The following is a 19987-nucleotide window of genomic DNA, read 5'->3' as shown; positions in this document are numbered from 1 at the left end:
TTAACCCAGCCGCGGTGCATGATGGTTGAAACGTCGAAGCACCGCACCACCTCACCACACCCGAGAGAGGACATCATGGTGAACCTTCCCGCCCCCGAGGCTCTACGTCGACGCACCGAGGAAGCACTGGTCAGGTGTGGTGCCGACCTCGGCGACGCTGGAGGTGCGCTCGTCGCGCGCACACCGATCACCGGCACCGAATTGCGCACTGTCGCAACGAGCAGTGCGGACGACGTCGATCGAGCGATCACGGCGGCGCACGAAGCCTTCGTACGCTGGCGGGCGGTGCCCGCACCCCAGCGCGGCGCCGTCGTTCGCCGGCTAGGGCAGCTGCTTTCCGAGCACAAAGATGATCTGGCCGAGCTCGTCACCCTCGAAGCGGGCAAGATCCCGTCGGAGGCACTGGGCGAAGTGCAGGAGATGATCGACATCTGCGAGTTCGCGGTCGGACTGTCGCGTCAGCTGTACGGCAAGACGATGGCATCGGAGCGGCCCGGGCACCGTCTGATGGAGACCTGGCACCCGCTGGGGGTCGTCGGAGTGATCTCCGCGTTCAATTTCCCCGTCGCGGTGTGGTCCTGGAACACCGCCATAGCACTGGTGTGCGGCGACACGGTCGTCTGGAAGCCGTCCGACCAAACCCCGTTGACCGCCACAGCCTGCGACGCACTGCTCGCCCGGGCCGCTCGCGACGTCGGTGCGCCCGCCGGAATCCACGCACTGATCCAGGGTTCGGCGGATGTGGGTGAACAGCTCGTGGACGACCCGCGAGTCGCTCTCGTCAGCGCTACCGGATCGGTGCGCATGGGACGTACCGTGGGGCCGCGGGTTGCCGCCCGATTCGGCAAGTGCCTGCTCGAACTCGGAGGCAACAACGCCGCGATCGTTGCCCCGTCGGCCGACCTCGATCTCGCCATTCGGGGCATCGTCTTCTCGGCGGCGGGTACGGCAGGCCAGCGCTGCACGTCGCTGCGCCGGCTGATCGTGCACGATTCGGTCGCCGACGACGTGGTGGAACGCGTCGCTTCTGCATACAACCAGCTGAAGGTCGGAAACCCGTTCGAGGACGGTGTCCTTGTCGGCCCGCTGGTGAACAAGGTCGCCTACGACGCGATGCAGAGCGCCTTGGACAAGGCGCGGGCAGACGGCGGAACCGTGGTGTGCGGGGGTGAGCGCAACATCGAGTGCGGCGATGGCGGCTACTACGTCTCGCCGGCGTTGGTGCGCATGCCCGCACAGACGTCGGTGGTTCAGGAAGAGACCTTCGCCCCCATCCTCTACGTCCTCACCTACAACGATTTCGACGAAGCGATCGCACTGCACAACGCTGTGCCGCAAGGACTTTCGTCCGCTATCTTCACGACGGATCAGCGCGAAGCCGAGCGGTTCCTCTCCTCCGACGGTTCGGACTGCGGTATCGCGAACGTCAACATCGGCACTTCTGGCGCCGAAATCGGTGGCGCATTCGGCGGCGAGAAGGAGACCGGCGGCGGCCGTGAATCCGGTTCCGACGCATGGAAGGCCTATATGCGCCGGGCCACCAACACCGTCAACTACTCCGACGAACTACCGCTTGCCCAGGGTGTCGAGTTCACCTGACGGATCCGGCCGCGCGCTATCCTCGAGGAGGTGACGAACTGGACCGAGATGGCGCACGAGATCGCCGACAACATCCTTTTCCCGGTTGCCAACCGTGTCGACGCCGAAGGTCAGATCCCGGACAGCCATTTCGAGGCTCTCGCCGCGGGCGGCCTCTACGGTCTCGCCGTGGCCGACGAGGCCGATGTAACGCCGTCCGGACTCGTCGAGGTATACGAGACGCTCGGCGGTGGGTGCCTAGCCACGACCTTCACGTGGCTCCAGCATTTCGGTGCAGTCAAGGGGCTTTCCCGCTCTCCCAACTCGCAGTTGCGCGACCGGTATCTCGAGGGCCTGGTCGCCGGCACCACCCGCGCGGGTGTCTCGATGGCCGGCGCGATTCCGGTGCCACCGCTGCTGTGGGCCCGCCGTGTCGACGACGGATACGTGCTCGACGGGGTCTCGCCGTTCGTCACCGGGTGGGGCATCGTCGACGTGATCCAGGTGTCGGCGCGCGACAAGTCCGACGACTCCATCGTGAACGTGCTCATTCCCGCCAAGCCGCGCCGTGGCCTGACCGCGGAGTTCCTGCCGCTGATCGCTGCGCGCGGCTCCAACACCGTGCGTTTGCAGTTCGACGGGGTGGCTGTGTCCCGAGACCTCGTGAGCACCATCATCACCCCAGAGGAGTTCATGAACAGCCAACTATTGGCTTCCTGGAGAAATGCGTGCATGGCCATGGGCCTCACGCGCCGTGCCATCACCGAACTCGAGGCTCTCGGCGTCGATGCCGATCCGTACAGAGTGAAGGCGGCACGGGCGCGCCATGAGCTGGATGCGGCCCTCGATGGACGCGCGGATATGGCCGAAGCACGAGCACGCACATCGGAACTCGCCATCCGCACCGCATCGGCCCTGGTCACCGCAAAGGGCAGTTCGTCGCTCATCGCCGGGAACACGGCCGAACGCCTCATGCGCGAGGCCACGTTCACTCTGGTCGCATTCGGCCGACCAGCGATCAAGACGGCACTGCTCGAACGGCTCAGCCGCGACTAGCGGGTGCGCACCTGCAGGTCACCGAAGAGCGAGTACGACACGACCCGGATAATCGGCGCACCGGGACCAGGGGCTTGTGCACCGGCATCGAGTTCGCGGTCACCGAACAGATTGAACCCGGCCAAGTCGACGAACACGCCCTTCGGAACGATGACGGTGCTGTCCCCGAACACCGAGAAGAGGGTGATCGTAGAGACCCGAGCACCGATCACCGCCGTTCCGAGATTGAGCTTCACATCCCCGAACACGAGCATTACCAGCGTCTTCACGGCAAGTGACCAGCGACCGGAACGCTTGATGTCGCCGAAGATTCCGACAATGGTCGATTGAGGTTGCGATACCGGCGCCACTGGTGCATCAACGGGGGCCAACCCGCTCAGAACCTCGACACTGACGTCGCGTGACCACACGATCGCGGCCTGCTGCGAGTACTCCTCGAGGGTCAGCCGGCCATCTCCGACGGCCTTTTCGAGGCGGGCTTGTGCGGATTCACGGAGTCGATCGATTTCGTGGCTGTCTCGTGCGGCAGTCATAGCGAGACTGTAGCCGACCGTTCCACCGCGGGTGCCGCTTAGACACGGAGACCCGCCGTGCGGGCAAGCACGCCGACCACCCAGGTCTCGTATTCCTCTGGGCTCCAGCCCCGCTCGTCGATGAGCAGGATATGGGTCTCGGGGGTCAGCAGTGCCAGCCCCACGTCGATAGTCCGGTCGATGTCGAGGTGATCGACCTTGCCGGCGAGAGCGGTCGTCAGATGCCGGAGCACCATTTCGTGGTGCTCGCAGGTGCTCGCCCACAGTTGTGCGACTTCAGGATCCGCTCCAGCAGCGGCCCGCACCGCGAGCAATACAGGCGCTGCCCGATCGAGTATCAGCCGCGCACCGTGTACCTGAATGCGCAACTGGGTCAGTGGGTCCGGTTCCGAGAGCGCCTCGGCAACCCACGGTCTCGTCAGCGTCGGAGTCGGCTCGTCGTCGCCGGCAATGGAGACGTCGAGCAGGGCTTCGAGCACGCTGCGCTTGTTTCCGAACACGAAGTACACCGTCTGTACGGCAACGCTCGCCTCGGCGGCGATGGCCTTCATCGTGGTCGATGCATAGCCGGTCGTGGTGAACAGGGTGCGGGCGGCGGTCAGGATCTTCTGACGTGCCGGCGTCTTGTCGTCCTCACTGGGTGTTGCCACGTCCTGAAGTCTAACTCTAGAGTGACGCACTAGAGTATTACTCTAGTTCCCTGAAAGGCGGGCGGAATGACGGAATCGGTGTTGGTCCTCGGTGGATACGGCGCGGTCGGAAAGCACCTGGTCGAGAATCTGCGGGCGGCGGGGGTCGGGGCGCTGGCAGCGGGCCGCGACCCGGCGCGCGCGGACCGGGTGATCGACCTGACGGATCCCACCTCCTTGTCCACCGGGTTGGACGGGGTATCCGTGGTCGTGAACTGCTCTGGCACCGAGGACCCCGCCGTTGCTGCGACCGCAGCCGCGCGAGGGATCCCGTTCATGGACATCACCTCCACCTACGAGTACCTGCAGCACCTCGAGCAGGTAGATGGTCCGGTTCTGCTCGGTGTCGGAATCGCGCCCGGGCTGACCACCCTGCTCGCTGTCGAGGCAGCCCGCGGCGGCGGACCGGTGGATGTGGCGATCGGGTTCGGGGCAGGCGAGGGCGGCGGGCCGGCATCCACGGAGTTCACATACGGTCTGTTCGGCAAGCGTTTCACCGACCCGGACGGATCGCAGGTGCGGAACTACACCCGCCCCAAGAGTTTCGAGCTTCCCGCGCAAGCGAGATACCCGCGCTTCCCGTCACTGCGAGCGGACTTTGGTGATCAGCACCGGCTCACCGCCGACCTCGGGGTGCCGGTCCGCAGCTACCTGCGGCTCGACTCCCGGCTTGCCACGGTCGGGCTGGCCGCGCTTACATGGGTCCCGCGGCTCGCGGCGCTGCTGCCGGACGGTGACATGCCCGGCGGTGACGGCTGGGTAGTCGCGGCGCATGGCGGCTCCGGGCAATGCCACTGGGCCACCGGCCACGGCCAGTGCCGAGCGACGGCGGCCATCGTCGCGGAAATTGTGCAGCGGCTGCTGCGCGATCCGATCGAATCACCGATCTGGATACACGACTGGATCAAACTCGGCGATCTGCGCGAGCCCCTCGAGGATGCTGGTGTCGAGTTCGGAACCGGACTATCCGTGACGGCCGAGTAGGCGAGCCCGTTCGAGCTGGGACAAGGGCAACCCACTCCCAAGTCGCTCAATCGTGCTCGCAGGGCTCCCCCATAGTGAGCGGGTGCGGGTAGGGTTCAGGATCTTCTGCCGCGCCGCGTCGGCGTCTTGTAGCCCTCACTCGGTGGTCCTCACTCGCCGTTGTCACGTCCTGAAGCCGAGGTCTAGAATTCGCACCGGAGTTATCCTCTGGTGCGCTCGGAGGCGGTCGGGATGACGGAATCGGTGTTGGTCCTCGGTGGGTCCGGGGCAGCGGGAAAGCACCTGGTCAAAATACTGCGGGCAGCGGGCGTCGAAGCGCTGGCGGCGGGCCGGAACCGGGCGCGCGCGGACCGGGTGATCGACCTATCCGACCCCTCATCCCTGTCGGCCGGTTTGGACGGGGTGTCCGTAGTGGTGAACTGCTCCGGCATCGAGGATCCCACCGTGGCGGCGGCGGCCGCCACGCGAGGGATCGCGTTCACGGACATCGCCTCCGACTACAACTACTTCCAGCAACTCGAGCAAGTGGATGGCCCGATCCTGCTCTGCGCTGGGATCGCGCCCGGGCTGACCACCCTGCTCGCTGTCGAGGCAGCTCGGGGCGGTGGGCCAGTGGACGTGGTGATCGGGTTCGGGGCGGGCGAGCTGGGTGGGCCGGCATCCGCGGAGTTCTTCGACGGGCTGAGCGGCAAGAGCTTCACGGACCCGGACGGATCGCAGGTGCGGAACTACACCCGCCCCAAGCTTTTCAAGCTTCCCGCGCAGGCGGGATATGCGCGATTCCCGGCGCTGCGAACAGACTTCGGCGACCAGAACAAGCTCACCGCAGACCTCGGCGTCCCGGTACGCAGCTACCTACGACTCGACTCGCGACTTGCCACCGTCAAGCTGGCCGCGTTCACATTGATTCCGCGACTCGCGACGATAATCCCCGACATGCCCGGCGGTAGCGGCTGGGTTGTCGCGGCGTATGGCGACACTGGACAATGCCACTGGGCTGCAGGTCATGGCCTGTACCGGGCAACGGCGGTTCTCACCGCCGAGGTAGTGAAGCGTCTACTGGACAATCCGATCGAGTCACCGACCTGGATTCACGACTGGATCAAGCTAGACGATCTGCGGGAGCCCCTCGAGGCCGCCGGTGTCGAGTTCGGCACCGGAATATAGGCGACCCCGCTGTAGCCGAGAGGGGCACGCCGACACGAGGCGTGTCCCCTCTCGGACGGATAGACCTCTCCTATGACGAACCCAGCGATCCCGTCGAGCCCGGGATCGGGGCAACCCACTTCCACTCTGCGCAGTCGGCCGTGGTGAAGTCGGTGTCAGTCGGTTCGATGATCACCGCCGACGCCACCTGCTCGCCAGGGTTCGGCACGAATTCGGAACCTAGCTCGAAGTTCGGCCCTTCCCGTTCCCATGCACAGCCCTGGTCGATGATTCCCGGGTTCTGGTAGATCCCCGGCTCGACGTCACCGGCACTCGGGTCGAAACTGCCGTCGCCGGGAATGGTGGGCTTCCCAAGGCTGCCAGCCGACCCAGCCGATCCCGTCGAATGCGGCACGGGGGCGACCCACTTCCAGTCTGCGCAACCGAACGTGCTGAAGGTGGTGTCGGTGGGTTCAATGATCGCCGCACTTGCGAACTGAAAGGGGATATTGAGGAATTGAAACTCGTTCTCAAATGCGATCGCCGGTCCTGTGCGCCCCCAACTGCAGCCCTCGTCCGGCAGTCCGGGATTCTGGTAGATGCCCGGCTTGACGGTGCCGTCCAACCCGTTACCCACGTCGAAGAAACCACCGTTTCCCGGAATGGTGGGCTTCCCGAGGCTGCCCGACGACCCGAAGTCACCGAGGCTTCCAAACCCTCCAAGACTTCCGAACTCACCGGCGCTTCCGAACAATCCTTGGGCGGACGCGACCCCACCCGCGGTGGTAGCCAGTGTAAGGGCTGAGAGTGTTGCGATAATGCTCCTGATTCCGTTACGCACGTCGTCTTCTCCTAGATTGAGGATGAGACTTCCTGGACGCCAACGGTGAAACCGTACAGTCTCAATCCGCTGTCAGCCCGCAAGACACCGCACGTGTCGGAGCCGGGGATCGGACGGGCCGGGATGGAGCGCACCCAGCGAGGAGTGCCCCATCCCGGCCGTGCAGACCTCGGCTAGGACGAACCCAGCGACCCGGTCGAGCCCGGGACCGGGGCAACCCACTCCCACTCTGCGCAGTCGGTCGTGGTGAATTCGGTGTCGGTGGGTTCGATGATCACCGCCGACGCCACCTGTTGGCCGGGTGCTGGATCGAGTTCGTAACCTGTTTCGAAGTTCGGCCCTACTCGCTCCCACTCACAGCTCAGGTCAGTGATCCCGGGGTTCTGGTAGATACCCGGTTCGACCTCACCCGCACTCGGGTCGAAGGTGCCGTTGCCGGGAATGGTGGGCTTCTCGAAGCTGCCGGCCGATCCCGTCGACCCAGCCGACCGCGTCGACTGCGGCACCGGCGCAACCCACTTCCACTCTGCGCAGTCGTTCGTCTCGAATTCGGTGTCGGTGGGTTCGATGATCACCGCCGTTGCGAACTGGTACGGCGGCAGGGGGCTGGTGAATCTGGAAAATCCAAAGATCAGGGGGCTGGTGCGCTCCCATTGGCAGGTCACGTCCGGGAGGCCGGGGTTCTGATAGATGCCCGGTTTGACGGTGCCGTCGAACCCGTTGCCGACGGGGAAGGTGCCATCTCCGGGGATCGTGGGCTTCCCGAGACTGCCCAAAGACCCGAAGTCACCAAGACTTCCTAGGATTCCTGAACTTCCGACCTCACCGGCACTTCCGAACAATCCTTGGGCGGACGCGACCCCACCCGCGGCGGTAGCCAGTGTGAGGGCCGAGAGTGCTGCGACAATACTCCTGGTTCTGTTACGCACGTCGTCTTCTCCTAGGTTGAGGATGAGACTTCCTGGACGCCAACGGTAAGAACCGTACCGTCAGAGTTCGTCGACACTGCACAAGACACAGCGCGCGTCGGAAAAGGAAATCGGCACTCATCGACTCTGATCAGCGATTGGGGATTGGCAATTAGCGCCAATCGCGCAGGGATCTGTCACACCTCAGGGGCAGTATGGAGGAGTGAGCGATATCCTGGCCAGCTTCTCCGCCGCCACACGCGAGTGGTTCAATGGCGCGTTTCCCGCGCCGACGGACGCGCAACTGGGCGCGTGGGAATCTATCGCCAGCGGAAGCCACACTCTCGTCGTCGCACCCACCGGTTCGGGGAAGACCCTGTCCGCGTTCCTGTGGTCCCTCGACCAGCTCACCGCCACCGAGGAGAAGGACCGCAAGACCAAGGTTCTCTACGTCTCGCCATTGAAGGCCCTCGGTGTGGATGTCGAGCGCAACCTGCGGGCACCGCTCGTCGGCATCACCCAGACCGCGAAGCGCCTCGGACTCACACCTCCGGAAATCTCGGTGGGCGTGCGGTCCGGTGACACACCACCCGGCGGCCGACGCGCGCTGATCAAGAATCCGCCCGACATTCTCATCACCACGCCCGAATCACTCTTTCTCATGCTCACTTCCGCAGCACGCGAGACGCTGGCTCGGGTGGACACCGTCATCGTCGACGAGGTGCATGCCGTGGCGGGCACCAAGCGCGGTGCACATCTGGCTCTGTCGCTCGAGCGTCTCGATCGGCTTGTCGACACCCCCGCGCAGCGCATCGGGCTGTCCGCGACGGTGAGGCCCCACGACGAGGTGGCCCGGTTCCTGTCCGGATCGGCGCCCGTCCGCATCGTGGCACCGCCATCACCGAAAACGTTCGACCTCACGGTCCGGGTACCGGTCGAGGACATGACCGAGCTCGGCCTCGCCGAGCCCGCCGAGGGTTCGGCTTCGGCTACTCCGCAAGCGGGTTCGATCTGGCCGCATGTCGAAGAACAGATCGTCGACCTCGTCACCGCCCACCGTTCATCTATTGTCTTCGCCAATTCACGGCGCCTCGCCGAGCGGTTGACCGCTCGCCTCAACGAGATCTACGCCGAACGCGGCGGGAACGCCGTCGACAGGCACCCGAAGCCGGCCTCGCAGATCGGGATACCGTCGGACGTCAGTTTCGGCGCCGATCCCCTGTTGGCACGTGCCCACCACGGCTCGGTCAGCAAGGACCAACGGGCGTTGATCGAGGACGACCTCAAATCGGGCCGACTGCGCTGCGTGGTCGCGACAAGCAGTCTCGAACTCGGAATCGATATGGGTGCAGTCGATCTCGTGGTCCAAGTGGAGGCTCCGCCATCTGTGGCCAACGGCCTTCAGCGAGTCGGTCGCGCCGGACACCAGGTCGGCGAGATATCTCGCGGCGTCATATTCCCCAAACACCGCACCGATCTGGTGCACTGCGCGGTCACCGTCGAACGCATGGTGACGGGCAAGATCGAGGCACTCGCCGTCCCTGCCAATCCGCTGGATATCCTGGCGCAGCACACCGTGGCAGCTACCGCCCTCGAACCCCTTGATGTCGACGACTGGTTCGAGACGGTAAGGCGCAGCGGTTCGTTCGCGACCCTGCCACGGTCCGCCTTCGAGGCAACCCTCGATTTACTTGCCGGCCGGTACCCTTCCGACGAGTTCGCGGAACTCCGCCCCCGTCTCGTGTGGGACCGAGAGGCGAACACGCTCACCGGGCGTCCCGGTGCGCAGCGGCTTGCGGTGACGTCGGGTGGCGCAATCCCCGATCGGGGATTGTTCGCGGTGTACATGGTCGGCGAAAATACTTCTCGCGTGGGCGAACTGGACGAAGAGATGGTGTATGAGTCGCGTGTGGGCGACGTGTTCGCGCTCGGCGCCACCAGTTGGCGCATCGAGGAGATCACCTTCGACCGTGTGCTGGTCAGCCCCGCCTACGGACTGCCTGGACGGCTGCCGTTCTGGCACGGAGACACCCTCGGCAGACCGGCGGAACTCGGCGAGGCGCTGGGGCAGTTCCTGCGGGAGGTTTCGCTCGGGCACGAGACGGAGGTCCACGAGCGCTGCGGTACCGGGGGGCTCGACGAATATGCCACCAGCAACCTCGTTCAACTCGTTGCCGAACAGAAGACCGCGACGGGCCAGGTACCCACCGATCGCACGATGGTGGTAGAACGCTTCCGCGACGAGCTCGGCGACTGGCGGCTGATCCTGCACTCTCCGTACGGGCAACGAGTACATGCGCCTTGGGCTCTCGCAGTGAGCGCCCGGCTCGCCGAGCGGCACGGACTCGACGCCAACGCCAGCGCGTCTGACGACGGCATCATCGTACGACTTCCCGATACCGAGGACGCCCCTCCCGGTGCCGACCTGTTCGCCTTCGATCAAGAGGAGATCGAAGATGTCGTCAGCGAGCAGGTCGGCGGATCGGCCCTGTTCGCATCGCGGTTCCGGGAATGCGCAGCGCGCGCGCTGCTCCTGCCCCGCAGAACTCCCGGAAAGCGCGCGCCGTTATGGCAGCAGCGGCAGCGCTCGGCTCAACTCCTCGACGTGGCGCGGAAGTATCCGACCTTCCCGATCCTGCTCGAGACGGTCCGCGAGTGCCTCCAAGATGTGTACGACCTCCCGGCGCTGAAGGACCTGTTCGGCCGCCTACAGCGGCGCCAGATCCGCATCATCGAGGTGGAAACGCAGTCACCGTCCCCGTTCGCCGGCGCTCTGCTGTTCAACTACGTCGGCGAGTTCATGTATGAGGGCGACAGTCCCCTCGCCGAACGGCGTGCGGCGGCGCTGTCCCTCGATTCGACGCTCCTCGCCGAACTCCTCGGGCGGGTCGAACTGCGGGAGTTGCTCGACGCCGATGTCATCACCCAGACCGAGAAGGAACTGCAGCGACTCCTCCCCGAACGTAAGGCCCGCGACATCGAGGGGGTCGCAGATCTCCTCCGGATGCTCGGCCCACTCACAACGGCGGAGGTCGCCGAGCGCACCGGCGCAGATCCAGTCGCGTGGCTCGAGGAACTGGTCAGCGCCAAGCGAGCGCTGTCGGTGTCCTTCGCCGGAATCGACTGGTGGACAGCGATCGAGGACGCGCCGCGCCTGCGGGACGGCCTGGGTGTACCCGTGCCGATCGGCACCCCGGCGGCGTTCATCGAACCAGTCGACGATCCCCTCGGCGACCTGATCAGCCGCTACGCCCGCACCCACGGACCGTTCACTCTCGCTGATGCCGCCGCTCGGTTCGGCCTCGGTGCCGCGGTCGTCCGTGACGTCCTCCAGCGCTTCGCCCTCGACAAACGTGTGGTGGAAGGCGAATTCCGGCCCGCGGCAACAGGGAGCGAATGGTGCGACACTGAGGTCTTACGCCGCCTCCGTAGGCGTTCGCTCGCCGCGGCCAGGCAAGAAATCGAGCCCGTCAGCACCGCGGCCTTCGGCCGTTTCCTTCCGAGCTGGCAGCACGTGGGCGGCACGCTCCGAGGAATCGACGGGGTCGCCGCGGTCGTCGACCAGCTCGCCGGATTCCCGGTGCCGGCGTCCGCGCTCGAATCACTGGTCCTGCCGTCACGCGTGGCCGACTACTCCCCCGCCATGCTGGACGAGCTCACATCCACCGGTGAGGTGCTGTGGTCCGGCGCGGGCAACATCTCCCGCAAGGACGGATGGGTGTGCCTGCATCCCGCCGACTCGGCACCGCGTACTCTCGCGGCACCCGCGGAGATGGAGCTCTCGGATGTCCAGCAACGCATTCTCGAGACCCTGGCCGGCGGCGGGGCCTATTTCTTCCGGCAGCTGTCCGACACGCTCGACGGTATCGATGACAGCGCACTGGTGGCGGCGCTGTGGGAACTGGTGTGGCTCGGGCGAATAGGGAACGACACCCTTGCTCCACTGCGCGCCCTCCTCTCCGACACCTCCCGCACCACCACCAGCCATCGTTCGCCACGACGACCTCCCCGCGCCCGGGTGTACCGGAGCCTTGCGGTTCCGGTGAGAACTGCGCCGCCGACGGTCGGCGGTCGGTGGTCGATTCTGCCCGAGTCCGAACAGGATCCAACTCTGCATGCGAGCGCCACCGCCGAACTGCTGCTCGAACGGTACGGGGTGGTTACACGAGGATCGGTGATGTCGGAGAACGTGCGGGGCGGATTCGCGCTGATGTACAAGGTGCTCGGCACCTTCGAGGACAACGGACGTGCCCGCCGCGGGCACTTCGTCGACACCCTCGGTGGCGCACAGTTCTCGACCCCGCCAGTGGTTGACCGTCTGCGCAGCTACGCCGATTCCCTCGAAGCCAGGTACACCAGTCTTCCCGCCGTCACGCTGGCCGCGAGCGATCCCGCCAACCCCTACGGTGCGGCTTTGCCCTGGCCCAAGCGGGGCGACGATTCGGCCGGACACCGCCCAGGCCGCAAGGCGGGCGGACTAGTGGTTCTCCTGGAGGGCGAGCTAGTCCTGTTCGTGGAGCGAGGCGGGCGGACGGTGCTGACGTTCAGCGACAACCCAGGTGTGTTACGAACGGCGGCAACGGCTCTCGCTGGCATCGTCAAGCGAGGCGGGATCGACAAGATCGTCGTCGAGAAGGTCGACGGCCACACCATTCACGGTAGCGACTTCGCACCCGTACTCACCGAGGCCGGCTTCTCCCCCACCCCGCGCGGATTCCGGCTACGAGCCTGACATGCCCGAGGGTGACACCGTCTGGCGCACCGCCAACGCACTGCACAAAGCCCTTGCCGGGCACGTTCTCACCCGGTGCGACATCCGGGTCCCGCGGTACGCCGTGATCGATCTGTCCGGGCAGGAGATCGACGAGGTGGTCAGCCGGGGTAAACATCTGCTGATCCGTGTGGGCGACCACTCCATACACACCCACCTGAAGATGGAGGGCGCATGGCACATCTATGCGCCCGGCTCCCCCTGGCGGAGGCCCGGGCATCAGGCGCGGATCGTCCTCGCTACCGAACATCGAGTGGCCGTGGGATTCTCACTCGGCATCGCTGAAGTGCTCAACCGCGCCGGCGAGGACTCGGCAGTCGGGCACCTCGGCCCCGATCTCCTCGGTCCCGACTGGGATGCCGACACCGCGGTCGACAATCTACGCAAGGCCGACGAACAACCGATCGGCCTCGCCTTGGTCGACCAACGCAACCTCGCGGGCCTCGGCAACTTCTACCGCACCGAAGTGTGCTTTCTGCGCGGCGTCCATCCGTTCACTCCCGCGAGCGCGGTGGCCGACCTACCCGCGATGGTTCACCTCGCCCATCGGATGATCAACGCTGATAAGAACAGTCCCCACAGGCGACGTCCGTGGGTTTACGGGCGAGCTCGAAGGCCCTGCCGCCGATGCGGGACAGTGATCGAAGAGCACCACCTCGGCCTACAGCGCATCTGTTTCTGCACTTACTGCCAACGCAGTCCTGCCCGCACTTCTTGACCCCCTCACCGGCCAGTCTCCGAGCCTGCTCGGCCCGCGACCTCGCAACAGAGCCTGGACGGCGTCAAGGCCCGAAACGGTCCTGAGTTGCGGTCGAAGGCAAGGGCATGCAGCAAGCGCTGTCTGCGTTGGAGACAGGGCGGATCAACGTGGCGGCGCGGGCCATCGCCGAATTCCAGGCCATCCAACTGCAATTGGTGGAGATGGCAACCCGCGTGCAGAGTGCTCGGCTGTTGACCTTTTGGGCAGCGTCACGCCTGGACGCCGGAGATCGGGCCGACGGCGAAACCGGCATGGCCAAAGTAATGGCCTCCGAGACGGCGCTGTACTGCTCTCTGGAAGCGATGCGGATACACGGAGAACCACAATCGGCTAGCGGCTGATTTCCTCCCCCTGCAGTCACCGGTCCCACACGGACCGGGGTCGTGGTGAGCAACTCTTTGGCGAACTCGTCTCCGACACCCCTCGGCAGGTTCCCGAACGCTCCCACGCAGGTCTTTGATGCTATGTGCCCGGGCAAGAGAGCGCCTATCTCGGCCCTGTAGAGCCAGGCTCGGTCAATTCCCAGGAAACTCACAGAAACCCCCAACGATATTCACGGGTTGCACGTGAATACTCGATCACATGGAAGTCATCGCTGTTTCAACCCTCATCGTCATGGCGATCTCGAAGGTCGTCGCCGCCCACGCCCCGAAATCGCTGGTCCGCACCCACTGACGCACCGCCTGTGTAATGCTCTTCAGACATGGCGTGGGATCCTCCGAGTCTCTTCAACCGTCCAGCTGTCGGTGGCAAGGAATCACTTACTCCAGAGCATGCGGCAAGCCGCATCAGCGCCTACATCTACGGCAATATTCTGGTGCTGGCGGCCCTCATTCCCGTGACTCAATCACAGGAAACACTGGGTATCGCCATCGTGGTCGGCACAGCCCTGTCGACCTATCTCGCCCACACGTTCGCCGAGTCCGTCGGGCAGACACTCCGTCTGAACAGATCCCTGACGAGTACCGAACGTAGAAAAGAACTCCGCGACGGGCTACCGATCCTGACGTCCGCAGCCGTGCCGTGTGCAATCCTCGCGACCGCGTTCCTGGGTTGGCTCCAACCCACCACCGCACAGCTGATCGCCGAGATCGTGATAATCGTCCGTATCAGCTCGACCAGCTACGTCATCAGCCGACTACGCCGAGAGAAAGTGACTCTAGGTACCCATTGGGCAGCCATCACACTTGCGGTCATCGCAGCCGCCATCGTGGTGTTCAAGGTATTTCTGACACACTGACCGGCGGCTCGAGCAGTTCCACCCGCGACTCGGGGGCTGCGGCACGCAGCGCATCGGCGGACAGGTCATCAGGCTGGGTCTGCGACTTCACCTCCGCCTCTACGCGCGCCCGGTAGGTCCTCACCTCGCGGTCAACCGCGTCGCTGTCCCAGCCCAGGATCGGGGCCACCAGTTGCGCCACCTGCTCGGCGCAGTTCACACCTCGATGCGGGTACTCGATCGAGATCCTCGTCCGCCTGGCCAGAATGTCGTCGAGGTGCAGGGCTCCTTCTGCGACCGCCGCGTACACTGCCTCGACCTGCAGATAGGCCGGTGCATCGGTCAGCGGCTGCAGAAGTTCGGGTCTGCCGGCAGCCTGCTCGAGGACCTGGCTGATCAGCGAGCCGTAGCGGTTGAGCAGATGTTTGACTCGGTAGGGATGCAGACCGTAGGTGTCGCCGAGATGGACGGTCTGGTTCATCAGAGCGAAGTAGCCGTCCGCACCCACCAATCGCACCTTCTGCGTGATGGACGGCGCCACTCTGGCCGGGATGTCGTCCGCTGCGATGTCTACCGCATCCTTCGCCATGACGCGATAGGTGGTGTATTTTCCGCCTGCGATGGCGACCAAGCCTGGAGCGACGCGCGCGACGGCGTGTTCGCGTGAGAGCTTCGATGTCTCATCGCTCTCCCCCTCGAGCAACGGGCGAAGGCCCGCATAGACCCCGTCGATGTCCGCGTGGGTCAGCGAGGTGACCAGCACCTCGTTCACGCGACCGAGTATGTAGTCGATGTCAGCCTTGGTCGCAGCCGGATGTCCGAGATCGAGATTCCACTCCGTGTCGGTGGTCCCGATGATCCAATGAGTACCCCACGGAATCACGAACAGCACCGATTTCTCGGTGCGGAGGATGATCGCGGCGTCGCTGACGATTCGATCCCTCGGGACCACGATGTGCACACCCTTGGACGCGCGCACCCGGAATCTGCCACGCTGACGGGACAGCGACTGGATCTCGTCCGTCCATACCCCGGTCGCATTGATGACAACGTGGGCCTTGACCTCTGCGGTGCGCCCGTCCTCGGAGTCTCGCACTCGCACACCCGATACCCGATCCGACTCCCGCAGGAATCCGACTACCTGCGACGATGTCCGCACCACCGCCCCGAAATGTGCGGCCGTGCGGGCAACCGTCATGGTGTGCCGGGCGTCATCGACTACCGTGTCGAAGTACTCGATGCCACCGACCAGCGAATTGCGCTTGAGCCCAGGGGCCATGCGCAGCGCACCCGCTCGGGTCAGGTGTTTCTGCGCTGGAACCGATTTGGCCCCGCCCATCCGGTCGTAGAGGAAGATCCCCGCAGCCAGATAGGGCCGCTCCCAGATCCGGTGGGTAATCGGGAACAGGAACTTCAACGGCTTCACCAGGTGTGGCGCGAGGGTGGTCAGCGACAGTTCACGCTCTCGCAGTGCTTCACGCACCAACCCGAACTCGAGTTGCTCGAGGTAGCGCAGGCCGCCGTGGAACATCTTCGACGAGCGACTCGACGTTCCAGAGGCATAGTCTCGTGCCTCCACCAGTGCCACCTTGAGCCCGCGGGTGGCCGCATCGAGCGCCGCACCGGCACCGACCACGCCGCCCCCGATCACGACGACATCGAATTGCTCGATCTGCAACTGGTCCCACGCGGCATCGCGCTGCTCGGGACCGAGGAATTGCACACCTGGCTGATTGCTCAACGCGGACTCCTGTGAGATCGCAACGGGTTAACTTCAGGCTAGTAGCTTCCTGCGTGTGATTCAGTACATCGCATTATTGAATACTCCGCAGTAATCGCCGTTGAGTACTTCCGAGTAACGCGGTCAGCCGTGAGCATCGACGTTCACGCCGACGACTCTTCGGGCCCTTCATCGCCAACTTTGCCGTCGGCGCGGTGCCAGCGGACGGTTCACACCTACCGAATGGTACGAATCCGGCAAGGAATCGTCACCTCGATATCCCACGTGAGCCCGGACAAGTTCCTGCTACTTCCACTGCCCGAATGCTCGACACCGAACCCGTTGACAGCGTAGGCATCACGGCTACTCTCGAGGCCATGCGTATTCTCAACCCCGTAGTCATCGCTGCCGCAACGATCGCTGCAACGGCGATGCTCGCCCCCGCTGCCTTTGCCGCCTCCCCAATGGGATCCCTTGGTGGCGAGGCGATCCCATCTAATGCAGACGAGACCCTGGCGGTAGGTAGTGGAATAAGGCCCGGCACCTACACCACGACCGGCCTAGCGGAAGAAGCAGACCCAGGAACGTTCTGCCGCTGGCGAGTCATCGACGCCAACAACGCTATTCGAGATCAAGGCCAGACCGACTCGGAGCAAGACCAGCAGACTGTGACGATCAGGCCAACCGACACCTTCTTCGAGACCTTCCGCTGCGCGGCCTGGACGAGCCCCGGACTCTTCGGCTCACTCGGCGGCGGCATGAACTGATCGCTTCCATCGGTGCACTGAGTTCGGCGGCGTCTGTGTCGCCGACTTCAGTGCACCGAATGTCCGGATTTCTCTTCCACGCAGGGGTTCTGGAGCCATTCGTCCACGAGTAGGCTGACCCGCATCACCGACTCGAGCACTGAAGCGGCATCCCGGCACCAGTCGAGCACACCGGTACCAGTCGAGCATGCATGGAGATGTAAGCAATGGCTGCAGTAGCTGTCGAACTCAACGAAGAGCATCTGAACTTGGTAGACGGCCAATGGGTCTCTGCACGAAGTGAGGAATGGATCCCCGTCGAGAGCCCGCGGGATCGTCGGACGATCGCTCGCGTGCCTCGCGGCGGCGAGAAGGACATTTCGGATGCGGTCGATGCCGCCCGACGAGCGTTTCCCGACTGGCGGGACACCGCCCCTCGCGCACGCGGACGTCAGCTTCAGCAGATCGCCGACGCCCTCGAATCCTAGGTCGAGCGCATCGCCCGAATCATCTCATTGGAGAACGGAAACGCGCTGCGAACGCAGTCACGGGGCGAAGTGAGCTTCGCAATCGACGTGTTCCGGTACTTCGGATCGGTGGCCGGGGAGATCAAGGGCGAGACCATCCCGCTCGATGCCCGGGTGCTCGACTATTCGCGCCGAGAACCACGCGGAGTCGTCGGTGCAATCATTCCCTGGAACGCCCCGGTACAGCTTGCGTCCATGAAGATCGCCTCCGCGCTCGCTGCCGGAAACACGTTGGTACTCAATGCCGCCGAGGACGCGCGTCTCGCCGTTCTCGAGATGGCCGAGATCGCCGACAGGTTCCTCCCCCACGGCGTCCTGAACGTGATCGTCGGGTACGGCACCGAAGCCGGTGAAGCCCTGATCACGCATCCACACATAAGCAAGTTGTCGTTCACCGGGAGCACGGCAGTCGGTTCGCGGGTGATGTCCGCGGCATCCGAACGGATAGTGCCGGTTTCGCTCGAACTCGGCGGCAAGAACCCACAGATCGTCTACCCGGACGCCAACGAGGACTGGGTGACTCAGGGCACCATCACCGGCATGCGATTCGTCCGCCAGGGACAGTCCTGCACGGCTGGATCGAGGCTGTTCGTGCACGAGACCATTCTCGAGTCCTTCGTCGACAAGGTCGCCGCCCAGCTGGCCAAGCTGACGGTCGGCGACCCACTCGACGAAGAATCGGACATCGGCGCAATCGTCAGCAAGAAACAGTTCGACCGCGTCTGCGGCTATATCGACGATGGTCTTGCGCGCAGCGACACCACTGCCGTCACCGGCGGCATGCCGCCTACCCGCGGACCCCTGTCTCAGGGGTACTACGTCGAGCCCACCGTCATCGTCGGTGTGGAGAACGAGTGGCGCATCGCGCAGGAAGAGGTCTTCGGCCCGGTGATGTGCGTGATTCCGTGGCAGGACGAGGACGACGTCATCGGGATGGCGAACAGAGCTTCACCCAACGCAAGCACGTCTCGATCGACACCACCCGCTGAGGTCCATCAGCCCAGATCGTCGTGCCGCATCAGCTGACGGGCGGCCTCGGTGATCGATCCCGTCAGCGACGGGTACACCGAGAACGTCGCGGCCAGGTCGTTCACGGTGAGGTTGTTCTGCACCGCGATCGCAATCGGGAGGATCAACTCCGACCCGTTGGGGGCCACTACCACCCCGCCGATCACCACACCGGTAGCGGGACGGCAGAAGATCTTGACGAAGCCCCGGCGCAGCCCGGACATTTTCGCGCGCGGGTTGGTGTTGAGCGGGAGCATGACGGTCCGGGCCAGCACCTCGCCCTCGTCGATCGACGCCTGGCTGACGCCCACCGTGGCGATCTCGGGCCTGGTGAATACCGCCGACGCCACCGTCTTCAGCTTGATCGGGCTGACGCCTTCACCGAGGGCGTGGTACATGGCGATCCTGCCCTGCATCGCGGCGACGGAGGCCAGCGGAAGCAGGCCGGTGCAGTCTCCTGCGGCGTAAATCCCGGACACCGTCGTCCGCGACACGCGGTCGACGCGCAGATACCCGCCCTTGTCCAGTTCGAGTCCCACCTTCTCGAGCCCGAGGCCCCGCGTGTTCGGAACAGAACCGACCGTCATGAGGGCGTGGCTGCCCTCGACGGTCCTACCGTCCGCGAGGATGACGTTGATGCCGTCGTCGGTGCGCTTGACGAATTCGGCCCTGGCGTGTTTGACGAGGGTCACGCCCCGTTCGGCGAGGACGTCCTCGAGCACGAGGGCGGCGTCCGCATCCTCGTGGGGCAGGACGCGGTCGCGGCTGGATACGAGGGTTACCTTGACGCCCATCTCGGTGTAGGCGGACACGAACTCGGCGCCGGTCACCCCGGACCCGATGACGACGAGATGTGAGGGCAATTCCTCGAGATCATAAAGGTCACGCCAGGTGAGGATGCGCTCACCGTCCGGCTCCGCGCCCGGGATGATGCGTGGGCTGGCACCGGTCGCGACGAGCACGACATCCGCGTCGAGTGTCTTCTTCTCGCCGGTCGAGAGGGTGGCACACACCTGATGGGAAGCCATGCCGGGCCGCGGGTCGGTGATCTCGGCGGTGCCCGAGAGCAACTCGACGCCGACCGTCTGCAGGCGCGTACGGATATCGGAGGACTGCGCCTGTGCGAGGCTCTTCACACGTGCGTTGATCTTGGGCAAGGCAACCGTGGCCTGTGTCGGATCGAGAGCGATACCCAGGTCGGTCGCGCGGCGCATGTCGGTGCGGACACCAGTGGAAGCGATGAACGTCTTGGACGGCACGCAATCGAACAAGACGCAGGCGCCACCGACCCCGTCCGAATCGATCAGAGAGACGGAGGCGCCGTACTGCGCGGCCACCAGCGCTGCCTCGTATCCGGCAGGTCCGCCGCCAATGATCACGATTCGGGTCATCTGTCCTCCAATTCGACGCTCGACCGGGGTCTCCGGCGGGCTATTCGTGCAGATGCAGCACTTTTGTAACGCACCGCATGCAACAGATTACTAGTCAACGTTTAGGCTTG

15 protein-coding genes and 1 pseudogene are annotated in these 19987 nt (G+C 64.8%); 10 read left to right on the top strand and 6 right to left on the bottom strand.

The features are described 5' to 3' along the window. Nucleotides 1-75: 75 nt before the first annotated feature. Both amaB and BFN03_RS04300 read left to right on the top strand, forming a co-directional pair. The gene (gene amaB / locus BFN03_RS04305; protein ID WP_070377976.1) at nt 76-1599 is read left to right on the top strand and encodes an L-piperidine-6-carboxylate dehydrogenase; all 1524 of its coding nucleotides are present in this window, start codon (nt 76-78) and stop codon (nt 1597-1599) included. A 30-nt stretch (nt 1600-1629) separates the two neighbouring features. After that, complete coding sequence (locus tag BFN03_RS04300) at nt 1630-2634, top strand: acyl-CoA dehydrogenase family protein (protein WP_084385488.1); 1005 nt, start codon at nt 1630-1632, stop codon at nt 2632-2634. Here BFN03_RS04300 and BFN03_RS04295 read toward each other — a convergent pair. Continuing rightward, nucleotides 2631-3167 (bottom strand): DUF1707 and DUF2154 domain-containing protein, encoded by a 537-nt coding sequence (locus BFN03_RS04295; protein ID WP_070377975.1) that lies wholly within the window; start codon nt 3165-3167, stop codon nt 2631-2633. The genes BFN03_RS04300 and BFN03_RS04295 overlap by 4 nt on opposite strands. 38 nt (nt 3168-3205) lie before the next feature. Continuing rightward, entirely contained in the window at nt 3206-3817 is a 612-nt protein-coding gene (locus BFN03_RS04290; RefSeq protein ID WP_070377974.1) for a TetR/AcrR family transcriptional regulator, read from the bottom strand. A gap of 66 nt (nt 3818-3883) precedes the next feature. Here BFN03_RS04290 and BFN03_RS04285 point away from each other — a divergent pair, with 66 nt between their 5' ends. After that, complete coding sequence (locus BFN03_RS04285) at nt 3884-4840, top strand: NAD-dependent epimerase/dehydratase family protein (RefSeq protein ID WP_070377973.1); 957 nt, start codon at nt 3884-3886, stop codon at nt 4838-4840. Nucleotides 4841-5071: 231 nt separating this feature from the next. Further along, nucleotides 5072-6007 (top strand): SDR family oxidoreductase, encoded by a 936-nt coding sequence (locus BFN03_RS04280; RefSeq protein WP_070380603.1) that lies wholly within the window; start codon nt 5072-5074, stop codon nt 6005-6007. Nucleotides 6008-6077: 70 nt separating this feature from the next. Here BFN03_RS04280 and BFN03_RS04275 read toward each other — a convergent pair whose 3' ends face one another. After that, a complete protein-coding gene (locus BFN03_RS04275) occupies nt 6078-6827 on the bottom strand; it encodes a hypothetical protein (protein WP_157109557.1) in 750 nt (249 codons plus the stop codon). 173 nt (nt 6828-7000) lie between these two features. Beyond that, nucleotides 7001-7756 (bottom strand): hypothetical protein, encoded by a 756-nt coding sequence (locus tag BFN03_RS04270; RefSeq protein WP_070377971.1) that lies wholly within the window; start codon nt 7754-7756, stop codon nt 7001-7003. A 202-nt stretch (nt 7757-7958) separates the two neighbouring features. On the opposite strand from BFN03_RS04270, the gene BFN03_RS04265 reads away from it, so the two are divergent. From BFN03_RS04265 to BFN03_RS04250, 4 genes are all read left to right on the top strand, one after another. Continuing rightward, a complete protein-coding gene (locus tag BFN03_RS04265; protein WP_084385487.1) occupies nt 7959-12467 on the top strand; it encodes an ATP-dependent helicase in 4509 nt (1502 codons plus the stop codon). 1 nt (nt 12468) lies between these two features. Next, a complete protein-coding gene (locus BFN03_RS04260; RefSeq protein ID WP_070377969.1) occupies nt 12469-13224 on the top strand; it encodes a DNA-formamidopyrimidine glycosylase family protein in 756 nt (251 codons plus the stop codon). Between the two features lie 107 nt (nt 13225-13331). After that, entirely contained in the window at nt 13332-13607 is a 276-nt protein-coding gene (locus tag BFN03_RS04255) for an acyl-CoA dehydrogenase family protein (RefSeq protein WP_070377968.1), read from the top strand. A gap of 362 nt (nt 13608-13969) precedes the next feature. After that, nucleotides 13970-14506, top strand: a complete 537-nt coding sequence (locus tag BFN03_RS04250) for a hypothetical protein (protein ID WP_070377967.1) — start codon at nt 13970-13972, stop codon at nt 14504-14506. On the opposite strand, the gene BFN03_RS04245 is transcribed toward BFN03_RS04250, so the two are convergent. Next, a complete protein-coding gene (locus BFN03_RS04245) occupies nt 14484-16226 on the bottom strand; it encodes a glycerol-3-phosphate dehydrogenase/oxidase (RefSeq protein WP_070377966.1) in 1743 nt (580 codons plus the stop codon). The genes BFN03_RS04250 and BFN03_RS04245 overlap by 23 nt on opposite strands. A gap of 356 nt (nt 16227-16582) precedes the next feature. Between BFN03_RS04245 and BFN03_RS04240 the strand changes: the two genes are divergently transcribed. Both BFN03_RS04240 and BFN03_RS04235 read left to right on the top strand, forming a co-directional pair. After that, complete coding sequence (locus BFN03_RS04240; protein ID WP_157109556.1) at nt 16583-16972, top strand: hypothetical protein; 390 nt, start codon at nt 16583-16585, stop codon at nt 16970-16972. A gap of 206 nt (nt 16973-17178) precedes the next feature. Continuing rightward, a pseudogene (locus BFN03_RS04235) lies at nt 17179-18504 on the top strand (aldehyde dehydrogenase family protein). On the opposite strand, the gene BFN03_RS04230 reads toward BFN03_RS04235, so the two are convergent. After that, a complete protein-coding gene (locus BFN03_RS04230) occupies nt 18474-19877 on the bottom strand; it encodes an NAD(P)H-quinone dehydrogenase (RefSeq protein WP_070377964.1) in 1404 nt (467 codons plus the stop codon). The pseudogene BFN03_RS04235 and the gene BFN03_RS04230 sit on opposite strands and share 31 nt — an antisense overlap. Between the last annotated feature and the right edge of the window lie 110 nt (nt 19878-19987).

This window comes from Rhodococcus sp. WMMA185, assembly GCF_001767395.1.
Taxonomy (GTDB): domain Bacteria; phylum Actinomycetota; class Actinomycetes; order Mycobacteriales; family Mycobacteriaceae; genus Rhodococcus_F.
This window is presented reverse-complemented; position numbering and strand designations above follow the sequence as displayed.

Coding starts and splice junctions, on each gene's coding strand:
- BFN03_RS04295 (WP_070377975.1), bottom strand. CDS start 3,167: ATGACTGCCGCACGAGACAGCCACGAAATCGATCGACTCCGTGAATCC.
- BFN03_RS04285 (WP_070377973.1), top strand. CDS start 3,884: ATGACGGAATCGGTGTTGGTCCTCGGTGGATACGGCGCGGTCGGAAAG.
- BFN03_RS04255 (WP_070377968.1), top strand. CDS start 13,332: ATGCAGCAAGCGCTGTCTGCGTTGGAGACAGGGCGGATCAACGTGGCG.
- BFN03_RS04280 (WP_070380603.1), top strand. CDS start 5,072: ATGACGGAATCGGTGTTGGTCCTCGGTGGGTCCGGGGCAGCGGGAAAG.
- BFN03_RS04250 (WP_070377967.1), top strand. CDS start 13,970: ATGGCGTGGGATCCTCCGAGTCTCTTCAACCGTCCAGCTGTCGGTGGC.
- amaB (WP_070377976.1), top strand. CDS start 76: ATGGTGAACCTTCCCGCCCCCGAGGCTCTACGTCGACGCACCGAGGAA.
- BFN03_RS04240 (WP_157109556.1), top strand. CDS start 16,583: ATGCGTATTCTCAACCCCGTAGTCATCGCTGCCGCAACGATCGCTGCA.
- BFN03_RS04230 (WP_070377964.1), bottom strand. CDS start 19,877: ATGACCCGAATCGTGATCATTGGCGGCGGACCTGCCGGATACGAGGCA.
- BFN03_RS04260 (WP_070377969.1), top strand. CDS start 12,469: ATGCCCGAGGGTGACACCGTCTGGCGCACCGCCAACGCACTGCACAAA.